17 protein-coding genes are annotated in these 19,657 nt (G+C 68.6%); 12 read left to right on the forward strand and 5 right to left on the reverse strand.

Annotated elements, in window-relative coordinates:
- Positions 1-104 precede the first annotated feature (104 nt).
- Together VGD28_RS15070 and VGD28_RS15075 are read right to left on the reverse strand one after the other, a co-directional pair.
- Positions 105-1,175 (reverse strand): hypothetical protein, encoded by a 1,071-nt coding sequence (locus tag VGD28_RS15070; protein ID WP_331029174.1) that lies wholly within the window; start codon positions 1,173-1,175, stop codon positions 105-107.
- Positions 1,145-2,386, reverse strand: coding sequence for a TIGR04063 family PEP-CTERM/XrtA system glycosyltransferase (locus tag VGD28_RS15075; RefSeq protein ID WP_331029175.1), 1,242 nt, complete (start codon positions 2,384-2,386; stop codon positions 1,145-1,147). The genes VGD28_RS15070 and VGD28_RS15075 overlap by 31 nt, the downstream gene beginning before the upstream one ends.
- A gap of 93 nt (positions 2,387-2,479) precedes the next feature.
- Here VGD28_RS15075 and VGD28_RS15080 point away from each other — a divergent pair, with 93 nt between their 5' ends.
- From VGD28_RS15080 to VGD28_RS15090, 3 genes are read left to right on the forward strand one after another with little or no spacing between them, the layout of a single operon-like run.
- Complete coding sequence (locus VGD28_RS15080) at positions 2,480-2,626, forward strand: hypothetical protein (protein WP_331029176.1); 147 nt, start codon at positions 2,480-2,482, stop codon at positions 2,624-2,626.
- Positions 2,619-3,980 (forward strand): DUF5935 domain-containing protein, encoded by a 1,362-nt coding sequence (locus VGD28_RS15085; RefSeq protein WP_331029177.1) that lies wholly within the window; start codon positions 2,619-2,621, stop codon positions 3,978-3,980. The genes VGD28_RS15080 and VGD28_RS15085 overlap by 8 nt, the downstream gene beginning before the upstream one ends.
- A gap of 17 nt (positions 3,981-3,997) precedes the next feature.
- Positions 3,998-5,740, forward strand: a complete 1,743-nt coding sequence (locus VGD28_RS15090; RefSeq protein ID WP_331029178.1) for a hypothetical protein — start codon at positions 3,998-4,000, stop codon at positions 5,738-5,740.
- Here the strand turns inward: VGD28_RS15090 and VGD28_RS15095 are convergent.
- From VGD28_RS15095 to VGD28_RS15105, 3 genes are all read right to left on the reverse strand, one after another.
- Positions 5,732-6,601: a dienelactone hydrolase family protein gene (locus tag VGD28_RS15095; RefSeq protein ID WP_331029179.1), complete on the reverse strand. Its 870-nt coding sequence runs from the start codon at positions 6,599-6,601 to the stop codon at positions 5,732-5,734. The two genes, VGD28_RS15090 and VGD28_RS15095, sit on opposite strands and share 9 nt — an antisense overlap.
- 41 nt (positions 6,602-6,642) lie before the next feature.
- The gene (locus VGD28_RS15100; protein ID WP_331029180.1) at positions 6,643-7,737 is read right to left on the reverse strand and encodes an MBL fold metallo-hydrolase; all 1,095 of its coding nucleotides are present in this window, start codon (positions 7,735-7,737) and stop codon (positions 6,643-6,645) included.
- Between the two features lie 76 nt (positions 7,738-7,813).
- Positions 7,814-8,473, reverse strand: coding sequence for a DUF1013 domain-containing protein (locus VGD28_RS15105; protein ID WP_331029181.1), 660 nt, complete (start codon positions 8,471-8,473; stop codon positions 7,814-7,816).
- Between the two features lie 215 nt (positions 8,474-8,688).
- On the opposite strand from VGD28_RS15105, the gene VGD28_RS15110 reads away from it, so the two are divergent.
- The 9 genes from VGD28_RS15110 (at position 8,689) to ggt (ending at position 19,641) form a co-directional block, all read left to right on the forward strand.
- Positions 8,689-8,964, forward strand: coding sequence for a hypothetical protein (locus tag VGD28_RS15110; protein WP_331029182.1), 276 nt, complete (start codon positions 8,689-8,691; stop codon positions 8,962-8,964).
- A 61-nt stretch (positions 8,965-9,025) separates the two neighbouring features.
- Positions 9,026-9,190, forward strand: coding sequence for a hypothetical protein (locus VGD28_RS15115; RefSeq protein ID WP_331029183.1), 165 nt, complete (start codon positions 9,026-9,028; stop codon positions 9,188-9,190).
- Positions 9,191-9,214: 24 nt separating this feature from the next.
- Positions 9,215-10,150, forward strand: a complete 936-nt coding sequence (locus VGD28_RS15120) for an aldo/keto reductase (RefSeq protein WP_331029184.1) — start codon at positions 9,215-9,217, stop codon at positions 10,148-10,150.
- A 1-nt stretch (position 10,151) separates the two neighbouring features.
- Positions 10,152-10,976, forward strand: a complete 825-nt coding sequence (locus tag VGD28_RS15125; RefSeq protein WP_331029185.1) for a phytanoyl-CoA dioxygenase family protein — start codon at positions 10,152-10,154, stop codon at positions 10,974-10,976.
- A 103-nt stretch (positions 10,977-11,079) separates the two neighbouring features.
- Positions 11,080-11,976 carry a LysR family transcriptional regulator gene (locus VGD28_RS15130; RefSeq protein ID WP_331029186.1) on the forward strand — a complete coding sequence of 299 codons (897 nt, stop codon included), beginning with the start codon at positions 11,080-11,082 and terminating at the stop codon, positions 11,974-11,976.
- A 156-nt stretch (positions 11,977-12,132) separates the two neighbouring features.
- A complete protein-coding gene (locus tag VGD28_RS15135) occupies positions 12,133-13,350 on the forward strand; it encodes an FAD-dependent oxidoreductase (protein WP_331029187.1) in 1,218 nt (405 codons plus the stop codon).
- 49 nt (positions 13,351-13,399) lie between these two features.
- Positions 13,400-16,474, forward strand: a complete 3,075-nt coding sequence (locus VGD28_RS15140) for a TonB-dependent receptor domain-containing protein (protein WP_331029188.1) — start codon at positions 13,400-13,402, stop codon at positions 16,472-16,474.
- 126 nt (positions 16,475-16,600) lie between these two features.
- Entirely contained in the window at positions 16,601-17,911 is a 1,311-nt protein-coding gene (locus VGD28_RS15145; RefSeq protein WP_331029189.1) for a dicarboxylate/amino acid:cation symporter, read from the forward strand.
- Positions 17,908-19,641, forward strand: a complete 1,734-nt coding sequence (gene ggt, locus VGD28_RS15150; protein ID WP_331029190.1) for a gamma-glutamyltransferase — start codon at positions 17,908-17,910, stop codon at positions 19,639-19,641. Before VGD28_RS15145 ends, ggt begins: the two co-directional genes overlap by 4 nt.
- Positions 19,642-19,657: the final 16 nt, after the last annotated feature.

The raw sequence follows: 19,657 nt of genomic DNA on the forward strand, positions 1-19,657 counted from the left end.
TGGGTGGCCGGGTGGGGGAGCGGGCGGAGCAGCCCAAGGTTCCGGCGATGCGGAGCATCGCTGGAAAGGCTGTGGAGGGCGGCGCCGCCTGACTGAAAACGACTCTAGGCGCGAACCGCCATCTTGCGCAGCGCGGCCAGCGCGCCTTCGAGCCCCGGCGGCAGCGGCTCGCGCACGGGCTCGGGAGCCGGCTCGGGCGCGGGCTCTGCCTGCTGCACCGGCGCGGCCTCGGCGGCCGGTGCCTGATGCGTGCGCCGGGCGATGCCGCGCTCCAGCCGGTCGAGCAGCGCGTGAACGCTGGCATCGGTTTCCGGCGCGGAGAGATTCTCGGGCTGCACGGCGGACACCGAGGGCGGGACCGGCACCGATGCGGGCACAACCGACGGGCGCGGCGGCGGAGTCAGCGCAAATGTCTCGAATCGCTCCCCTTCGGCAAGGGCCGGCGGGATGGCTGCACGGCTCAACGGTGCCAGATTCGGCGGTGGCACCAGCGGCAGATCGGGGATCGCGCCGGGATCGAATGCCGACAGCGGCTGATCGAGATCGGCCGGGAGCGGCTGCGGCGTAGGTGGCGGCGGGGATTTCGCCTTCATCTGCGCGATCGCGACCGTCGGAATGGTTTCGATGGGCGGCGCGGGCGTGCCCATCGCGATCACCGGTTCGGGCGGGAGCTCGGGAAGATCGAGGTCGCGACCCTGCGCTTCGTCCGCCGCGCCCTGCGGCGCCACGACATGGACGTCAGCCTCGATCGCCTCCCGCTCCCCGGCGACCGCTTCGCCCTTCGCGCGGAACGGCATGCCGAGGTCGCGCGTGGCGAGCAGCGGCGGGCGGGGCGGGGCGTCAGGATGCGCGTCGGCGCGGCGGACCACGGGGCGGCGCTCGCCCGGCTCCGCCCGATCGCGGGCATCGCGCCAGATCAGCAATGCCGAAAGCACGAACCAGGCGATCAGCGCCGCGGCACCACCGGCGAACACGCCCACGCAGATCCGTGCGGTCGTGCCCAGCGGCGGCTCTGCGGCGGGGACGAAGGCGGCGATGCCGCTCGTCACCACGATTTCCTCGAGCAGCCCATAGGGAATCGCCAGCGTCGCCAGCGCGACGAGCACGCCCGCGGCCCCGGCGCCGGCCAGCGCGAGATTGGGGGTCAGACGTTGAGCGATGCTGTACGCAACCATGTTCCGGACCGTTGACGTGCTTCGATAAGCTTTTGGTAAACGGGTTCGTAGCGTGAAATGTTTGACGACCAGTTACGTTCTTTCTCGACGAACGCCCGCCCGCGTTCGCGCTGCGCTTCCCAGCCTTCCCGATCCCCGAACACGCGCGCCACCGCCGCCGCCAGCGCGGCGGGGTCGTCGGGCGGGAACAGCGTGCCGGTATCGCCATCGCGAATCAGCTCGCGATGCCCGCCCACATCCGATGCCGCGACCAGCCGCCGCTGCGCCATCGCCTCCAATGGTTTCAGCGGCGTGACCAAGTCGGTCAGGCGCATGTGCTTGCGCGGATATACCAGCAGGTCGATCAGCGAGTAGTAGCGTTCGACCTGCTCGTGCGGCACGCGGCCGACGAAGTGGATCGCCGCCGCCGCGCTCGACGCCGCCGCCTGAGCGCGCAACCTTTCCTCCATCGGCCCGCCGCCGACCATCAGCAGCCGCGCCCTGGGCCGCGCCGCGACCAGCGCGGGCATCGCCGCGATCAGATCGTCCAGCCCCTCATAGTCATAAAAGCTGCCGATGAACCCGGCCACTTCGGCATCGTCCAGGCCAAGCTCGACCGACAGTAGCGCGTCGCGCGCGGGCGGCTCGCCGAACAGATGCAGGTCCACGCCATTGGGCGAGACCATGATCTTGTCCGCGTCGATCCCGCGCGCCACCAGATCGCGCTTCAGCCCTTCGCAGATCACCGCGACCGCATCGGCGCGCTTGCAGGCATAAGTCTCCAGCCCGCGCGTCGCCCGGTATTTGAGCGACCCCTCGCGTCCGGTGCCGTTGCCCACCGCGGCATCCTCCCAGAAGGCGCGAATCTCGTAGAGCAAAGGGATGCCATGCTTCCGCGACGCGCGCATCGCCGCGAGCGGATCGATCACCGGCGAATGCGCATGGAGGATGTCGGGGCGGAAGCGTTGGACCACCTGATCGATCCGCCGCGCGAATGCCGCGATCTCCGCCGCCTCGCCCAGCACCGGCGGCAGGCGCCGCATCTGCCGGGTGCGATGGAAATCGATCCCGTCGAGCGTCTCGAACGGGGCGTCGCCGGTATGGTAGCGCGGCCCCGTCACTCCGGCGACGGTCCAGCCGCGCTCCATCTGCGCCTTCAGGATCGCGCGGGTGCGAAAGGTATAGCCGCTGTGCAGCGGCAGCGAATGATCGAGGACGTGCAGGATACGCATGATGCACACCCCTTGCCACGCCAGCACTTAACGCTGCGTCAACCTCGCCACGCTAGGGAAAGTGCAGGCGTAGCGCGTGAAGGGACGGCAGCGATGATCGACAGTCTGGTGCTGGGCCTGACCCACGGGCTGCTGTTGCTCACCGCATGGCGGCTGATCCAGCGCCCCGATCTCGACGACGAGAGCGCGCCGCCGCCGGGTGAAGCGCCGAAGAACCGCTGGGGCCGCAAGCGTGCGTGACCTTGCCTTCATCGCATTCCTGGCGGCGATCTTCGGCCTCGGCTTCCGGCGGCCGTTCATCTTCGTCCTGGCGTACGTCTATATCGACGTCGTCTCGCCCCAGCGGATGAGCTATTTCCTGCTCAACGCCTTCCCGATCTCGGCGATGGCGGTGGGCTTCGCGGTGCTCGCCTGGCTCGCCTTCGACGACAAGAAGGACACGCGCATCGCGCCGCGCCAGGGGCTGATGCTGGCGCTGCTCGCCTATTGCTACTGGACAACGACCAGGGCCGATTTCCCGATCGATGCGGCGTTCAAATGGGATTGGGTGTGGAAGGCGCTGGCGTTCGCCATCTTCCTCCCCCTCACCCTGCGCACCAAGCTCAGGATCGAGGCACTGCTGCTGTTCATGCTGCTGTCGGTCGCGACGATCATCATCAACGGCGGGATCAAGACCGCGCTGGGCGGCGGCGGCTACGGCCAGCTCAAGCTGTATGTGGACAATAATTCGGGCCTGTTCGAGGGCAGCATCATCTCCGCCGTGGCGATCTGCGTGATCCCGCTGATCCTGTGGTTCACGCGCCACGGCACGATCTTCCCGCCCGACTGGCGCGTGAGGACCTTCGGCTATGCGCTGATCTTCGCCTGCCTGCTGATGCCCGTGGGCACTCAGGCGCGTACGGGGCTGCTCTGCATCGGGCTGCTCGCCGTGCTGATGCTGCGCGACGTCAAGCGGCGCATGGTCTATATCGGCGGCGCGGCGGCATTGGCGCTCGTCGCCATCCCCTTCCTCCCCACCGCGTTCAGCGAGCGCATGGGCACGATCCGCACCTATCAGGCCGACGCCTCCGCCTCGACCCGGATCGAGGTGTGGAAATGGACGCTCGACTATGTGAAGACCCACCCGTTCGGCGGCGGGTTCGAGGCGTATCGCCAGAACGAGATCAAGTACGACAAGATCTCCACCGTCGGCGAAGGCGCCAGCATCACCATCGTCCGCACGCCCGAGATCGACAAGTCGCGCGCCTATCACTCGGCCTATTTCGAGATGCTGGGCGAACAGGGCTGGCCGGGGCTGATCCTGTGGCTGACGATCCATCTCGGCGGGATCATCCGCATGGAGATACTGCGCCGCCGCTACTGGAAGGCGCCGCCAGACCAGGCCTGGGTCTCGCCGCTCGCCACCGCGCTCCAGCATGCGCACATGATCTATCTGTTCGGTGCGTTGTTCGTCGGCATCGCCTTGAACCCGTTCGTCTACATGCTGGTCGGCGCCCAGATCGGGCTCGACACCTATCTCGCCCGCAAGCGCGCGGAAGCGGGCATGAAGCCGATGCAGAAGCGACGCGATTCCCCCGCGCCAGCGCCCGCATGATGGGCTAAGGCAAGCGAATGTCCGGCCTGTTTCTTGCCCGTAACGACGGTTCCGACTTCACCACTACCGCATTGACGGCGGCACGCGGCGCATTCGCGAAGCAGGGCTTTCCCGCCCCCGCCGAACATACCGTGCCGGGCTGGTCGCTGCTGCATTTCCCTTACATCATCGGTGGCCCCGAGGGATTGCTGGCGAGGGGCGACGATCTTGCCGCCGCCGCGGGCACGCCGGTGATCGACGGAAAGTTCGGCACCGCCTCGCTCGACGCGCTGCTCGGCATGGACCCGCTCGCGCTCGACTGGAGCCGCATCGGCGGCCAGTTCGTCGCGCTGCTCCGCCGCGGCGGGCGCAGCTTCCTGCTCGGCGACTATTTCTCGGCCTTCCAGCTCTTCGGCGATATCGGCGACCGGCTCTTCTCGACCTCGCTCCTCGCCGCGGCGCAAGCGATGCCACGGCTCAGCTTCGACCCGCAAGGCGTGTACGAGCTCGCCTTCAACGTCATGCCGATCGGCGACGATACGGTGTTCGCCGAGCTCAAGACGCTCTCGCCCTTCGCCGTGATCGAGCTGACCGAGCAGGGCGTCATCCGCCACCGCATCGAGAAGCCGCTCCCCGCCGCCCCGTCGCGCGAGCCGCTCGCTGCGCAGATCGAGCGCCACCGCGCGCCGCTCGCCAGCATCGTCGGCGCCCATGTCGCGCAGTTCGGCAACCATGTCCGCAGCCCGCTGTCGGGCGGTCTCGATTCTCGCCTCGTCCTCGCCGCGCTGCGTGCCGCCGGGTGCAGCCCCGAACTCTATGTCTATGGTCTTCCCGGCGACGAGGATGTCGAGATCGCGCAGGCGATGGGCCGCGCCTGCGGCTTCGACGTCGCCTGGACCGACAAATATGCCGAGACCCCGGCGCCCGACGCCTTCCCCGATCTGGTGACGCGCAACTTCCACCAGTTCGACGGCCTGCCTACCTTCGGCAACATCTTCGACAATGGCGCGCATGGTGCGACCCAGATCGCCCGCCACGCCGGCGGCGCGCTGGCGGTCTCGGGTGGGTGCGGCGAGATCTACCGCAACTTCTTCTACCTGCCCGACCGCCGCTTCACCGCGCACGACATTGCCCGCACCTTCTTCGCGCGCTTCACGCCGGGCGATGCGACGGACCTGTTCGATTCGCGCGCCTTCCTCGACGGCATCGCTGCGCGCATCCGCACCGCGATCGAGCCGCCCGCCGCAGCCGGCCGCCCCGACCGTACCCGGATCGAGCAGATCTATCCGCGCATCCGCTGCCGTGCGCTGTTCGGGCGCGAGATCAGCCTCGAGGGCCGCTACAGCCCCTATCTGATGCCGTTCCTCCACCATCAGGTGGTGGCGCAGGCGATGACCATTCCGCTCCGCCTCAAGCATGCCGGGCGGTTCGAGGCCGCCCTGCTCAATGCGATCGATCCGCAGCTCGCCGCCCAGCCTTCGGCCTATGGCCACGACTTCACCGGCCTGCCCGGCCGCAAGCATCGTCTCGCGGAATGGTCGACGCGCATCCGCCCGGTCTGGGTGCGCCAGCACACGTACGCGCTGCGCCGCCGCCTGGGGCCGATGGGCGACGAGCATGGCGGGCTGCTCTCGCCCGACTATATGCACCGCGTGATCGACCCCGACTTCCCGGCGATGCGCCGCTTCTTCCGCATGGACGCGATCACCGACAGCGGCCTGTGGCGCCGTATCGCCAACCTCGAATATCTCGCGGCGAAGCTGGGGTCGAAGCTAAGCTAGCGCTTTCCCGAATAGCGCCAGCAGCCGCCCCCATGCCTTCTCCGCCTGCGCCTGGTTATAGGCCGGGCTGTCGGGCGGGCACCAGCCGTGCATTGCCCCGGCATAGACCTCGATCTCGGCGGGCAGCCCGGCATCGGCGAACGCCTTGCGCACCAGCTCCTTCTCGTTCGGGTTGCGCTGGTCGTCATTCTCGGCGACGGCGAACAGGAAGCTCGCCTTCATCTTCGGCACCAGCAGATGAGGGCTGTCGGCCTTGTCGGTGGCAAGGCCGCCACCGTGGAACGAAGCCCCGGCGCGGATCCGGCCGGGCACCGCCGCCGCGGTCTGCATCACCATCGGCCCGCCCATGCAGTATCCGGTGGTGCCGATGCCGCGCTTGGCGTCCACCTCGGGCTGCTTGTCGAGGAAGGCGGTGAAGGCCGCCGCGTCGCGCATCACCGCATCGGGGGTGAGCAGCTTGCGCCAGTCCATCAGCTTGGCGCGGATCTCCGGCTGGCTCCAGGCCTCACCTTCCTTGAGGATCGGCAGCGGCGCGGAGCGGTAGAACTGGTTGACCGTCAGCACGGCATAGCCCGATTGCGCCAGCCGCTCGCCCATCTTGCGGAACGCGGGACGCAGCCCGCCGATATCGGGCCACACCAGCACCGCGGGATGCCTGCCCTTGGCGGGCGCGGCGAAATAGGCCTGCGCCACGCCGTCCGGCGTCCGAATCGTGATGTCGCGATGCTTCAGCGTCTGGGCGTTGGCAGGCGCGGGCAGCATCGCCGCGAGCGCCGCGGCGCCGGTCATCCCGGTAAAGTCGCGCCGCGAAATCGTGCCGAAGGCGCGCGCATTGTCGGCGTCGGTCAGTTCGTCACACATCGTCCTGCTCCCCGGGAATCGCGTTGTCCCGTGAGCCTAGTTCACGCCGCGCGATACCACCAGACGCCGTCGCGCGCCGCGCGCACCGCCCGTCCCTCGACCTCGAGCCGCCGCAGATGCGCCAGCGTCTCGCCGGTGGCGAGGCCGATCATGTCGCCCTCGATCCTCCGCCGGAACATGCGCCCGAAACAGTCGACCGCGCGCCGCGGCTCGGTGAGGTGCGCTTCCAGGATATCGAGCCGCTTCAGATGCTCGTCGCGCAGCGCGGCCAGCCGCACATGCAGCCCGGTGAACGGCTCGCCATGCGCGGGCAGCACCAGCAGATCGCCGGGCAGCGTCATCAGCTTGCCGATCGAGGCCAGCCACTCGCCCAGCGGATCGGCCTCCGGCTCGGTCAACCCGAGCGACACGTTGGAGCTGATCCGCGGCAGCACCTGATCGCCCGCGATCAGCACGCCCTCGATCTCGTTCCACAGGCACGCATGCTCGGGGCAGTGGCCCGAGGCGGTCACCACGCGCCAACTGCCGTCGCCGACCGAGATCGCCTCGCCATCGGCGATCCGGCGATAGGACAGCGGCAACGGCGCGACCATCTGGCGCATCCGCCCGAAGCCGCCGGACGCCGCCTCGGCGATCTGCGCTTCGTCCCAGCCCGCTCCGCGCCAGAAGGCGAGCTGCTCGTCGGGCACCGCGTCGCGCGCGTCCGCCGTCAGCACGCGCAAGGTCAGCCATTCGCCACGCGTCATCCACAGCCGCGCCTGGAATTTGCGGCACAGCCATCCGGCAAGGCCCGCATGATCGGGATGGAAGTGCGTGCAAATCACCCGCCCCACCGGGCGCTCCACGAGCGGGTCCGCCGCGAACAGGGCGCGCCACGCCTCCACCGCCTCGCCGATGTTGAGCCCGGTATCGACCGCGGTGGTCGTCTCGCCATCGTCGAGCAGCCAGCAATTGATATGGTTGAGCGGCCCCGGCACCGGAAGCCGGATCCAGCGCACGCCGCGCGCAACCTCGATTCCCTCGCCCATTCCAGGCAGGCGGTCGCCAAAGGGATAGGTCAGCCCGCGATGGCTGGTCGCGACGAAGCTCTCGTCCTGCGTCAGCGAGGCATCGGGGGAAATGGCGGCGCGATCCATACCCGAAACATTGACGGCGCGGAACTCGCTTGTCGAGTCGCCGCGCCGTCACGATACCGGAAAAAGGAAAAGCGGATCAGCTCTTGAAGGGGTTCTCGAAGCCCAGGCCTTCGCCCGCTTCGCCCGGCTCGCGCGCGGCGGCCTCGCGCTCGGCGCGCAGCTGCTCGATCAGCGCCTCGCGGTCGCCTTCCAGGCGGGTGTCGACCGGCGCCTCGATCCCCGCGGCCTTCGCCGCCTTCGAGACCGCGGCGTCCAGCTCGCGCTGGCTGGTCAGGCCCAGCGTCACCGGGTCCTTGGGCACGATGTTGGCGATGTTCCAGTGGCTGCGGTCGCGGATCGCCGCGATGGTGTTGCGCGTGGTGCCGATCAGCTTGCCGATCGCGCCGTCCGAGATCTCGGGATGGTTGCGGATGATCCAGGCGATGCCGTCGGGCTTGTCCTGGCGCTTCGACACCGGCGTGTAGCGCGGCCCCTTGGTGCGGCGGACCTGCTCGGGTCCCTTGCTCATCTTGAGGCGGTAATCGGGATCGGCCTGGCCCTTCTCGATCTCCTCCATCGTCAGCTCGTGCGCGCGGACGGGATCGCGGCCAGTCAGCTTGGTCGCGGCGGTGTCGTCCGCGATCGCCTGCACTTCCAGGATGTGCAGGCCGCAAAAGTCGGCGATCTGCTCGAACGAGAGCGCGGTGTTGTCGACCAGCCAGGAAGCGGTCGCATGCGGCATGAGCGGCTGGGCCACGTCAAAGTCTCCAGAAACAATAAGGGCCGCCCTCACCGGGCGGCCGTTCACGCTGCCCGATCTAGGCGCATGGGGCGCCAGAGGCAAGCGTCTTGGCACGCTTCCCGGGGCATTTCGCCCGGCGCGCGGGTTCGGAACTTGCCCCCCGCAGTGCGGGACCATAGGTTGCGCGCGGGCGCTCCCCGGCGCACCCGCCATGACAGAGAGGAATCCGAATGAAACGAGTCGCTCTTTCCTTCGCCGCCGTCGCGGCGCTCGGCCTCGCCGCGTGCAGCGAGAAGGCGCAGAACGAAACCGCCGAGGCGGCCAACGCGATCGGCGCCGACGCCAACGCCACGATGGGCGAAGCCGTTCAGGACGTCCAGTCCGCGACCGAGAGCGCGCTCGGCACCGCCGAGAACGCCGCCGACAGCATCGGCAACACGGTCAGCGAGGGCGCCGACAAGGTCGGCAACGCCGTCGAGGCCGCGGGTGACGAGCTCAAGAAATAAGCGCATGGCGGGGCCGTAGTCCCGGCGGCCCCGCCTCCTTCCCGGCGATCGAGGTCTCGTGATGCGTTCCCTTCTCCTGCTTCCGCTGGCATTGCTCGCGGCATGCAATTCGGCCGACGAGAATACCGGCGCCACCGCCGGCGAGGCCGCGCAGCTCAACGCCGCCGCCGACATGCTTGATATCAACGCGACCGATCCGGGCAAATCCGAACCCGATCCCAGATAGGCGCCAGTCCAGGGAGGCCATCCGATGCGACGGCTCGGCATCACCGATATCGCCACTCCGCCCATGGTATTCGGCGGCAATGTCTTCGGCTGGACCGCCGATCGCGAGACGAGCTTCGCGCTGCTCGACCGGTTCGCCGATGCGGGCGGCACGCTGGTCGATACCGCGGACGTCTATTCGGCCTGGGTCTCCGGCCACAAAGGCGGCGAATCCGAAACGCTGATCGGCGAATGGATGCGCGCGCGCGGCAGGCGCATCGGCATCGCGACCAAGGTGGGGATGCTGCCTGGCGAGGGCGGCGACAAGCTCGCGCCCGCCCGCATCGCCACCGCCTGCGACGCTTCGCTCAAGCGGCTCGGGGTCGATACGATCGACCTTTATTACGCGCATCAGGATGACGAGAGCGTGCCGCAGGAGGAGGTGCTGGCGGCGTTCGGCAAGCTGATCGATACCGGCAAGGTGCGCCACATCGCCGCATCCAACTTTCCGGCGGCGCGGCTCAAATCGGCGCTCGACATCGCCGCGCGCGACGGGCTGCCGCATTATCGCGCGCTCCAGCCCGAATATAATCTGGTCAGCCGGCATCGCTATGAAGGCGAGCTTCAGGATCTGTGCGTCGCGCACAATATCGGCGTGCTGCCATATTACGGGCTCGCCTCCGGCTTTCTCACCGGCAAATATCGCAGCGAAGCTGATCTCGGGAAAAGCGTGCGCGGCGGCCGGATGGCCGAATTGCTCCAGGGCAAGGGCCGGGCGGTGCTGGAGGCGATGGACACGGTCGCGGCGGAGACGGGCGCATCGCTCTCGCAGATCGCGCTCGCCTGGCTCGCCGCGCAGCCCGGCATCACCGCGCCGATCGCCAGCGCCACCAGCATCGCCCAGCTCGACGAGCTGATCGCGGGCTGGGACCTCACGCTTTCGCCGGACCAGCTCGACCGCCTCACGGCATCTGGAGTCTAGAATGGATCACGTCGCCGCGTACCGGGAACAGGGCTACGCCATCGTCCGCGGCGTCTTTTCACCTGATGAGATCGCGGCGATCGCGGCGGCGGTCGATCAGGTCCATGCCGAGGGCGTCGCGCATGGCCGCAGCTTCCGCCACGGCAACCTCTTCTACAATGTCGCGCCCGATGCCGACGGCGCGCCGCTGGTCCGCATGGTGCAGTGGCCGTCCTATCACAATGCGACGCTCAATGCCGTCCGGCTGGATCCGCGCTATCTCGAGATCCTCCGGCCGCTGATCGGGCCGGATCTCAAGCAGATCATCAACCAGCTCCACTGGAAGGCGCCCGGGTCGCTCGGCGACTTCGCCTGGCATCAGGATTCGCGCTTCCGCAAGCCCGACGCCGTCTATCGCAACCTCGGCACCGCCTATGTCCAGACCGGCCTCGCGATCGATCCGCACACGCCCGAAAGCGGCGCGATGCGCTTCATCCCGCGCAGCCATGCCGCCGGGCCGCTCGATCTCGACACGTCGACCGAGGTGCTCGGCACCGAGATGAGCGACGGGGCGCTGATCGCGGCGGGCATCGATCCCGGGCAAGTCGTCGATCTCGTCCTCGACCCCGGCGACATCGCGCTGTGGAGCCCGTATCTGGTCCATGGATCGGGGCGGAACCGCGCGGATCACCAGCGGCGGCTCTACATCAACGGCTATGTCACCGCTGCCGATTGCGACCGCGGCGAATGGGCGTTCCGCGACGGCCGGCCGGTGCCGCTCGGCCCGGAGCCGGCACTGGTGCACTATGAGGAGCTGCGCGAGGATCCGGACCCGCATTATGTCTAGGCACGCGCGGGCTGACCGCTCGCGCGGCCATCCGGAACCGCGCCGGCGCGCCCTGCAACGGCAAGGTCATTGCTCCCGCCGCACCCTTGCCTAAGATGGACCGATGCGTTTCCGTCAGCTCGAAGTCTTCCACGCCGTCTATCTCCACGGCTCGATCAGCGCCGCGGCGCGCGCGCTCGGCGTCTCCCAGCCTTCGGTGTCGAAGACGCTGCATCATGCCGAGGACAGCCTCGGCATCCCGCTGTTCCAGCTCTCGCGCGGCCGCCTGATCCCGACCGACGAGGCGCATGCGTTGATGCGCGAGGCGGGCGATCTGTTCGAGCGGCTCGACACGCTGCAGCAGACCGCGCGCAACCTCGCCCAGGCCGGCGGCGGCCATATCCGGCTCGGCATCGTCCCCAGCCTCGCGCTCGACATCGTGCCGCAGGCGATGGCGCAGTTCCGCCGCGAATGGCCGCGCGTGACGTTCGAGGTGCATACCCATCATCACGACGACCTCGTCCGCTCGCTGATCGGGCGCGAGATCGACCTGGCGATCGCCTACACCCCGCCCCCGCATCCGCGCCTGATGCGGCAGGTGCTGGCCGAGGGCGAGCTGGTTGTGCTGTTCCCCGACGGGATGTTCGCACCCACCGGCCCGCGCTTCCCCCTCGATCTGCTTGCCGACCGCGACGTGATCGGCGTCGCCGCGACCGGCCCGATCGGCGACGTGCTCACCCGCGCGGCGCGCGAGCGCGGTCTTGCCTTCCGCGAGACCGTGTCGGTCCAGACCTTCTTCATCGCCGCGCGCCTCGCCCAGCTCGAGGGCGGCGTCACCGTGGTCGACGAGTTCACCGCGCGTGCCTGGGCAGCCCCCGGCTTCAAATGGCTGCCCACCGATCCGCCGCTGCGCTTCACCATCTCCTGGGCCACGCTCGAGGAGCGCCAGCCCTCGCGCGTCGCACGGCTGTTCCTGCGCACGCTCGAGGGCATCCTGGTCGAGAGCCGCGTCCAGCCATAGCCAGCAGCCCATAACCTGGGGCTATGCGCTGCTGATCGATTCCTGACTTCGCAGGCGCGCGCCGAGCGATCATCCTTTCGCCGCGCAATCATTGGGACGGTTGCGCGGGGGAGCGCGTAATCTGATCCGATCGACCGCCTTGAACCGGTGCGTCCGATGAGCCGCCGCGAGGAGGTCATCGTCCTTGGCGCAGGCGTGGTCGGCATGGCCACCGCGCTGACGCTCGCCGATCGCGGGCATCGCGTGACGGTGGTGGATTCGGCGCGCGGCCCCGGCCTCGGCACCTCCTTCGCCAACGGCGCACAGCTCAGTTTCGCCTATACCGATGCGCTGGCCGGCCCCGGCGTGCTGGGCCAGCTTCCTCGTGTGCTGCTCGGTCTCGACCCCGCGCTGCGCTTCCGGCTTCACCTCGACCCCGATTTCCTGCGCTGGAGCATCGCCTTCCTGCGCAATTGCAGCGCCGGCGCCTTCCGCCGCAACACGCTGGCGGGCCTGATCCTCGCCGCCGAATCCCGCCATGCGCTCGACGCACTCACCGAACGCCACCGGCTCGACTATGGCCACGGCGTTCCGGGCAAGATCCACATCTACCGCACCGCCGCCTCTTTCGCCGCGGCCGAAGCGACGGTCGCGCTCAAGCGCGAGGCGGGCGTCGCGCAGACGCTGCTCGATCCCGACGCCGCGGTTGCGCTCGAGCCGATGCTGGCGCCCGTGCGCGGCGAGATCGCCGGGGCGCTCCACACCCCGGACGAGGCGGTCGGCGATCCGCACCGGTTCTGTGTCAGCGCCCATGAAGCCTTGCTCCGCACCGGCGGCAGCTCGATGTTCGAGCTGCCGGTCGATCGCATCGAAGCCAATGGCAGGCAGCCGGCGATCGTCACCGGATGCGGCAGCCGCGTGCCCGCCGACCGCATCATCCTCGCCGCGGGCCCCGGCGCGCCGCGGCTCGCCCGCACGATCGGCGTCCGGCTCCCGGTCCAGCCGATGAAGGGCTATTCGATCACCGCGCCCGCCGGCGTTGCCGCGCCCGCCGCCAGCATCACCGACGTCGCCAACCGCGTCGTCTTCGCGCGGCTGGGCAACCGCATGCGCATCGCGGGGCTGGCCGAGCTGGGCAGGCGCGACACCCGCGTCGAGCCAAAACGGCTGCGCGCGCTGGTCGACAGCGCGCGCGCCGCGCTGCCCCAGGCGGCGGACTATGACGACATCGAATCGAGCTGGGCCGGGCTTCGCCCGGCGACCCCCGATTCGCTCCCGGTCATCCGGCCGATTGCGCCCGGCGTGATCGCCAATACCGGGCATGGCGGGCTCGGCTGGACCTGGGCTGCAGGGTCGGCCGAGCGCGTCGCCAAGATCATCGAGGGGACTGCATGACGGCGCGCAAAGACGCCGCTGGCAAGGGACACAGGGAAGGAAAAGGACCATGAAGACCGCAATCCGAATCGCCGGCCTGATGGGCGGCATCTCGCTGCTCGCCGCCGCCAGCGCCGCGATGGCGCAGGACACCGCCAGCCCGCCGCAGACCGCGGCCGACGTCGCCGCGCAGGAAGCCGAGCAAGGCGAGGAAGTCGTCGTCATCGGCTCGCAGATCAGGGGCGCCGACGTCGCCGGCGCGCTGCCCGTCACCGTGCTCAACGAGGACGATATCGCCGCGGTCGCCGCCACCACTGGCGACGATCTGTTCCGCTCGATCCCGCAGGCGGGCGACGTCGCCTTCAACGAGAGCCGCGACGCCGGCGGCATCAACGATGCGCGCGGCGATACTGCCTCGATCAACCTGCGCGCGCTCGGCACGGGCAACACGCTGGTGCTGCTCAACGGCCGCCGCATGGTCCTCCACCCCGGCACGCAGAGCGAGAACCTCGTCCCGGTGCAGAGCGTCAACACCAACACCATCCCCGTGCTCGGCGTCCGCCGGGTCGAGGTGCTGCTCGACGGCGCCGCCGCGATCTACGGCTCGGACGCGGTCGCGGGCGTGATCAACACCGTGCTCAAGGACAATTTCAAGGGGCTGCGCCTCACCAGCGAGGTCGGCTTCACCGAGAATTCGGGCCAGGTCGAGGCGGAATTCGCGTTCGAAGCGGGCCACAGCTTCAACGGCGGCAAGTCCAACATCTCGCTGTTCGGATCGTACAATCACCGCGACCCGCTCTACGCACGCGAGCGCCGCAACTCGCGCTCGGCCGACCTGCGCCCGCTCGTCGCCGGCACGCCGTTCGCGGGCGACTCCGATTTCGATAACACCTCGACCGACAGCATCTGGGGCGAGTTTCAGCGGCTGACCAACAGCTATGCGGTCTCCACCACCGCGGCGCAGGTCAACGGCACCACGCTGACCACCAACGGCATCTTCCATATCCAGCCGACCGGCAACGGCAGCTGCGTCGCGCCCACGCCCTATGCCGGCACCTGCTGGGACAACAGCTCGCTGTCGACCGCCTCGACCGACAACAACCTCAAATACGACATCAACAGCGTCCGCACGCTGATCGGCCGCAACGACCGGATCAACCTGTTCGGCTTCTTCAACCACGAGTTCGACAGCGGTCTCGAATTCTTCGCCGAGGCCGGCTGGTATCGCGCCGACTATGAATCGCAGCGCGAGCAGGACACCGCGCTCGCCAGCCAGCGCCTGATCATCCCGGCCAACGGCTTCTACAACCCGCTCGGCCCCGTCGGCAGCCCCAACCGCATCCCGGGGCTCACCGGCGTGCTCACTGCCGGCGTGCCGATCGAGCTGATCGACTATCGCCCTGTCGATGCCGGCCCGCTGGTGGTCAATGTGCGCAACGACACGATGCGCTTCCTCGGCGGCTTGCGCGGCGAGATCTTCGGCTTCGATTTCGACACCGCCGCGCTCTATTCGCGCGCCCGCACCCGCGACAGCATGCACACGGTCAGCCTGACCAAGTTCCAGGAAGCGCTCTCGCGCACCGATGCCAGCGCCTACAATCCGTTCAACGGCGGCGATCCGCTCCGTCCCAGCTGGTTCGACTCCACCCCCAACCCGCAGAGCGTGATCGACCCGTTCATGGTCGACATCTACCGCATCAGCACCACCGAGCTGGCGATGGCGGACCTGAAGCTCAGCAAGAACGACCTGCTCAGCCTGCCGGCCGGCCGCGTCGGCATGGCGGCCGGCGTCGAGTTCCGGCACGAGACCTTCTTCGACGACCGGGATCCGCGGCTCGACGGCACGATCGCCTTCACCGCGCTCGACGGCTCGTCCAACGGCAGCGACACGATGGGCGCCAGCCCCACGCCCGACAGCGGCGGCAAGCGCAACACCATCTCGGGCTTCCTCGAATTCGCCGTGCCGGTGGTCGGCCCCGACATGAACGTGCCGCTGATCCGCTCGCTCGACCTGCAGCTCGCCGGCCGCGTCGAGGCCTATCAGGGCTTCAGCACCGTCGCGAAGCCCAAGGTCGCGCTATCCTGGTATCCCGTCGCCAACCTCCAGCTGCGCGGCTCCTGGTCGCAGGGCTTCCGCGCGCCGAACCTGCCGCAATTGTTCGAGAACGGCATCCAGCGCTCGAACACCCGCACCGACTGGATCCGCTGCGAGGCGGACTTCCGCGCCGGGCGGATCACCAATTTCGACGATTGCGAGCGCAGCCAGGGCGTGGTCAGCAACCGCTCCGGCAGCCAGGACCTGAAGCCCGAGGAATCGGAGAACCTCTCGCTCGGCGGCACCTTCCAGCTCGACATGGGCCGCGCCGGGCGCCTCACCTTCACCGCCGATTATTGGGAGATCCGGCAGAAGAACGTGATCGGCCTGTTCGGCGATACCAACGCGCTGATCCTTGACTATCTGCTGCGCCTGTCCGGCTCCTCGAACCCCAACGTCCAGCGCACCACGCCGACCCAGGCCGATATCGATGCGGTCGCGGGCACCGGCATCGCGCCCGTCGGGCGGATCATCCAGGTGATCGACAACTACACCAACCTCACCCCGCGCACGGTGCGCGGCTATGATCTCGGCGTCTATTATCAGGTCAAGGACACCGGGATCGGCGACTTCAACGTCCGCGTGAACGCCGCCCGCCTGCTCGAATTCTATCAGGTGCCCAACGAGACCGTTCAGTCGCTGATCGACGCGCAGGCGGACGGGACGATCGACGGGTTCATCAACATCGTCGGCGCGCAGAGCTTGATCGAGGAGAATGGCCGTCCCAAATGGCGCGGCTCGGCCAGCCTGACCTGGCGCTACAAGGGCTTCGGCATCGGCTATTATGCCAACTATGTCGGCTCGGTCACCGACACCTCGGCTGCGCTGGCCGACGGCACGCGCTGGCGGGTCAAGGACTACCTCACCCACAGCCTCTATGCGCAATACACCGTCGACGGCGGGCCGATGGACAGCCTGCGCCTGCGCGTCGGCGCGCGCAACCTGCTCAACGAGCTGGCGCCGCTCGCCGATCAGCCCACCGGCTATATCGGCGATCTCTATTCCAACCGTGGCCGCCAGGTCTATTTCTCGGTCAGCAAGCGTTTCTGAGCGCATCCCGTCCCCGGGCCGTCCGTCGCGGCGGCACGGGGGCACCCGGCGGAACGCATCCTGTTTCCCCTATCCTCGTTGATGACCTAGGCTGGCCAAGCCGTCCCCACTGACCGGAGCCGCGCGATGACCGAGACGAAGCCCCCCGAGCCGATCGCCCCCGCCGAGCAACTGCGCCCGTTCAGCCGCGCGCTGCGCTGGTGGTTCGGCGTCGCGCTGTGGAAGCGCATCCTCGGCGCGCTCGTGCTCGGCGCGGTCTCCGGGGCCATCTGGGGCCCGGGAGCGACATCGATCACCTGGATCGGCGAGCTGTTCGTGCGGCTGATCCGCATGCTCGTCGTCCCGCTCGTCTTCCTCACCATCGCCGCGGGCGTGGCCGCGCTCGCCGATCCCAAAAGGCTCGGCAGCATCGGCGTGAAGACGCTCGCCATGTACGTCTTCACCACCACGCTCGCCGTCACCACCGGCCTCACCGTCGCCACGCTGATCGGCCCCGGCATCGGCGCGACCTTCGCCGACGCGGTGCCCAAGGCGATGGGCACCCCGCCCGACACCGCGCGGATGTTCATGGAGATCATCCCCGACAACCCCGTCGGCGCGATGGCCGAGGGCAAGACGCTGTCGGTGATCTTCTTCGCGATCCTCGTCGGCGCGGGCGTGATCGCTGCGGGCAAGGGCGCCGAGCCGGTTCGCGCGTTCCTCAACGGCGCGTCGGACGTGATGCTCAAGATCGTCGGCTTCGTGATGGAGACCGCGCCGTTCGGCGTGTTCGCGTTGATCGCGGTGGTGATGGGCACCAGCGGCCCGTCGAGCTTCCTTGCGGTGCTCAAGCTCGCGATCTGCGTCGTGGTCGGCTCGGCGGTCGTCACCTTGCTGATCCACGGCCTCATCGTCGTGCGGCTGATGGCGTGGCTCTCGCCGCTGCCCTTCTTCCGGGGCATCGCCGATGCGATCATGGTCGGCTTCTCGACCTCGTCCAGCTCGGCGACGCTGCCGGTCGCGATCCGCGTCGCGCAGAACAATCTCGGCGTGTCGAAGCCTGTGGCTTCCACCGTCCTCCCGCTCGGCGCGACGATCGGCATGGACGGCGCGGCGATGTATGTCGCGATGCTCACCCTCTTCTCGGCGCAGGCGTTCGGCGTCGATCTGAGCTGGGCGGACTATCTGGTGATCGCCGCCACCACCACCATCGTCGCGATGGGCGTGGCGCCGGTCCCGTCCGGCTCGCTGTTCGTGCTCGCGGCGGTGCTCCACGCGATCGGCATCACCCCTGAGCAGACCGCACTTGTCGTCGGCTTCATCCTGCCGTTCGACCGCATCCTCGACATGACGCGCACCGTTCCCAACGTCACCTCCGACCTTGCCATCGCGACCGCGGTCGCGCGGTGGGAGGGCGAGATGGATGTGACCGTCTACAACTCCGCCAAAGACGAGTGAGGCCGCCCTTCATGTTCCTGCGCAAGTTCGTTCTCGCCGTCTCGGCGCTCGGCCTCGCTCTGCCCGTCCCGGCGCTGACGCAGAGCCGCCATCTCCTCGAATATCCCTCGATCCATTCCCCCGTCGTCGGCACGCGCGGGATGATCGTCAGCCAGAACGCCATCGCCAGCGAGGTCGGCGCGCAGGTCCTGCGCGACGGCGGCAATGCCATCGACGCCGCGGTCGCGATCGGCTTCGCGCTCGCGGTCACCTTGCCCCGCGCGGGCAATATCGGCGGCGACGGCTTCATGACCGTCTACGACGCCAGGTCCAAGCAGGTCCGCGTCCTCGACTTTCGCGGCATCGCGCCGCGCGCCGCCACACCCGCCATGTTCGTCGACAACAAGGGCAAGGAGCGGGGCATCGCCTCGTACGGCTATATGGCCCCGTCGGTCCCCGGCACCGTCGCAGGCCTCGAGCACGCCCACAAAAAATGGGGCAAGCTGCCCTGGGCCAAGGTGGTCGAACCCGCGATCCGCCTCGCCCGCGATGGGGTGAAGCTCACCGCCGACGAAGCCTTCGTGTTCGGCTGGGGCCGCCAGCGCCTCTCCAACAGCGCATCGGGCAAGGCGGTCTTCTACAAGCCCGACGGCAGCCTCTACGCCAAGGACGAGGTGCTGAAGCAGCCCGACCTCGCCTGGACCCTCACCCAGATCGCCAAAGGCGGCGCCAGGGCCTTCTACACCGGCGAGATCGCGCGGCGGATCGAGGCGGACATGAAGGCCAATGGCGGCATCATCACCCGCGCCGACCTTGCCGCGTACAAGCCGGTCGAGCGCGATCCGCTGGTCGGCACCTATCGCGGCTATCAGGTCTATACCCCGCCTCCTGCCAGCGCGGGCGGCGCGACCCTGCTCAACATGCTCAACATCCTCGAGCATTTCGACCTCAAGGCCATGGGCGCCGGCTCCGCCGCCTCGCTGCACGTAATGGCCGAGACGATGAAGCTCGCCTATCTCGACCGCTATCAGGCGCTCGGCGACCCCGCCTTCGTCACCGCGCCGGTCCGCGGGTTCATCTCGAAACAATATGCCGCCGAGCGCGCGAAGCTGATCAGCCTCGACAGGGCCACGCCCGTCCGCGATCTCGCGCCGGGCGACCCGCTCAAGTTCGAAAGCCCCTCGACCACCCATTTCTCGGTCGCGGATGCCGAGGGCAACGCCGTCTCGACCACCTACACGCTCGGCTCGGACTTCGGCTCGGGCGTGATGATCGCGGGCACCGGCATCCTGCTCAACAACCAGATGAACAATTTCAGCCATGAGCAGGCATGGGAAGCCCAGCGCAAGGGCACGCCCCCGCCGCTCAACGCCATGGCTCCCGGCAAGCGCATGCTCTCGACGATGATGCCGACCCTCGTCTTCAAGGACGGCAAGCCCTGGCTGATCGTCGGCACGCCCGGCGGCAGCACGATCATCACCACGATGCTCCAGATCGTCGTCAACACGATCGACCATGGCCTCAATGTGGACGAGGCGACTCACCAGCCGCGAATCTATCAGGGCACCACCGCTGCGCTGCGCGTCGAGCCGAATTTCAACCCGGACACGGTTGCGGCGCTCAAGGCAAAGGGGCATCGGATCGAGATGGATGAGACGATGGGCAGCGCCCAGTCGATCATGCTGACCAACAACCTCTTCCTCGGCGCGGCGGACCCGCGCCGCCCCGGCGCAAAGGCGATTGAACCATGAAGCTGCAGATGAAGCC

Origin of the sequence: Sphingomonas sp., from assembly GCF_036402235.1 — a bacterium.
In the GTDB taxonomy this organism is placed as follows: Bacteria; Pseudomonadota; Alphaproteobacteria; order Sphingomonadales; family Sphingomonadaceae; genus Sphingomonas.

Excerpts from the sequence above, each read along its gene's own strand:
- VGD28_RS15070 (WP_331029174.1), bottom strand. The coding sequence starts at position 1,175 with ATGGTTGCGTACAGCATCGCTCAACGTCTGACCCCCAATCTCGCGCTG.
- VGD28_RS15075 (WP_331029175.1), bottom strand. The coding sequence starts at position 2,386 with ATGCGTATCCTGCACGTCCTCGATCATTCGCTGCCGCTGCACAGCGGC.
- VGD28_RS15080 (WP_331029176.1), top strand. The coding sequence starts at position 2,480 with ATGATCGACAGTCTGGTGCTGGGCCTGACCCACGGGCTGCTGTTGCTC.
- VGD28_RS15090 (WP_331029178.1), top strand. The coding sequence starts at position 3,998 with ATGTCCGGCCTGTTTCTTGCCCGTAACGACGGTTCCGACTTCACCACT.
- VGD28_RS15095 (WP_331029179.1), bottom strand. The coding sequence starts at position 6,601 with ATGTGTGACGAACTGACCGACGCCGACAATGCGCGCGCCTTCGGCACG.
- VGD28_RS15100 (WP_331029180.1), bottom strand. The coding sequence starts at position 7,737 with ATGGATCGCGCCGCCATTTCCCCCGATGCCTCGCTGACGCAGGACGAG.
- VGD28_RS15110 (WP_331029182.1), top strand. The coding sequence starts at position 8,689 with ATGAAACGAGTCGCTCTTTCCTTCGCCGCCGTCGCGGCGCTCGGCCTC.
- VGD28_RS15115 (WP_331029183.1), top strand. The coding sequence starts at position 9,026 with ATGCGTTCCCTTCTCCTGCTTCCGCTGGCATTGCTCGCGGCATGCAAT.
- VGD28_RS15120 (WP_331029184.1), top strand. The coding sequence starts at position 9,215 with ATGCGACGGCTCGGCATCACCGATATCGCCACTCCGCCCATGGTATTC.
- VGD28_RS15125 (WP_331029185.1), top strand. The coding sequence starts at position 10,152 with ATGGATCACGTCGCCGCGTACCGGGAACAGGGCTACGCCATCGTCCGC.
- VGD28_RS15130 (WP_331029186.1), top strand. The coding sequence starts at position 11,080 with ATGCGTTTCCGTCAGCTCGAAGTCTTCCACGCCGTCTATCTCCACGGC.
- VGD28_RS15135 (WP_331029187.1), top strand. The coding sequence starts at position 12,133 with ATGAGCCGCCGCGAGGAGGTCATCGTCCTTGGCGCAGGCGTGGTCGGC.
- VGD28_RS15140 (WP_331029188.1), top strand. The coding sequence starts at position 13,400 with ATGAAGACCGCAATCCGAATCGCCGGCCTGATGGGCGGCATCTCGCTG.
- VGD28_RS15145 (WP_331029189.1), top strand. The coding sequence starts at position 16,601 with ATGACCGAGACGAAGCCCCCCGAGCCGATCGCCCCCGCCGAGCAACTG.